Source organism: Sedimentibacter sp. B4, from assembly GCF_000309315.1.
Taxonomy (GTDB): Bacteria; Bacillota; Clostridia; order Tissierellales; family Sedimentibacteraceae; genus Sedimentibacter; species Sedimentibacter saalensis.
Genome location: NZ_CANG01001164.1, coordinates 1 through 1,141, shown reverse-complemented (window position 1 = coordinate 1,141; position 1,141 = coordinate 1). Strand labels below are relative to the sequence as shown.

Here is a 1,141-nt window from a genome sequence, read left to right as displayed (position 1 = left end):
TCAGAAAGCTGTTTTATCATTTAATTCTTAATTCTTCACTCTTAATTATTAATTATTTAATAATTGAAGTAACAACTCCAGATCCAACTGTTCTTCCGCCTTCACGAATAGCGAATCTCAAACCTTCTTCAATTGCTATTGGGTGGATAAGTTCAACTATAAATCTTGAGTTATCTCCAGGCATACACATTTCTACACCTTCTTCAAGGTCGATTTGTCCTGTGATGTCTGTTGTTCTGAAGTAGAACTGAGGTCTGTATCCGTTAAAGAATGGAGTGTGTCTTCCACCTTCTTCTTTAGTTAATACGTATACTTCTGCATTGAATTTTGTATGTGGTGTGATTGAACCTGGTTTTGCAAGAACCTGGCCTCTCTGGATTTCATTTCTCTGAACTCCTCTTAAAAGAGCTCCGATGTTGTCTCCAGCTTGTGCCTGATCAAGCAACTTCTTGAACATTTCAACACCTGTACAAGTAGTTTCAGTTGGTTCTCATTAATCCAACGATCTGAATCTTATCCTGAACCTTCAATACTCCTCTTTCAACTCTTCCTGTTGCAACTGTTCCTCTTCCTGTAATAGAGAATACATCTTCTACTGGCATCAGGAATGGTTTGTCAATATCTCTTTCTGGTGTTGGTACCCAGTCGTCAACTGCTTGCATCAATTCAAGTATTTTATCTCCCCAAGGTCCTTGTGGATCTTCAAGAGCTTTTAATGCTGAACCTTTTACTATTGGAGTGTTGTCTCCGTCGAATTCATATTCTGAAAGAAGTTCTCTTACTTCCATTTCAACCAATTCGATTAATTCTGGATCGTCTACCATGTCTTCTTTGTTCAAGAAAACAACTAACTTAGGAACGCCAACCTGTCTTGAAAGAAGGATGTGCTCTCTTGTCTGTGGCATAGGACCATCAGCTGCTGATACAACTATGATACCGCCGTCCATCTGAGCTGCTCCAGTGATCATGTTCTTAACATAGTCAGCATGGCCTGGGCAGTCAACGTGTGCGTAGTGTCTGTTAGGAGTTTCATATTCAACGTGTGCTGTTGAAATTGTGATTCCTCTTTCTCTTTCTTCTGGAGCTTTGTCTATGTTTTCAAATGCTACAGCTTCTCCAGTACCATATCTTTCATGCAATG

Annotated in this window: 1 pseudogene; it reads right to left on the bottom strand. The window is 39.6% G+C overall.

Annotation, left to right across the window (positions count from 1 at the left end):
* Positions 1 to 52: 52 nt before the first annotated feature.
* Positions 53 to 1,141 (bottom strand): annotated as a pseudogene (gene tuf / locus BN358_RS22105) (elongation factor Tu); the annotation flags it as partial.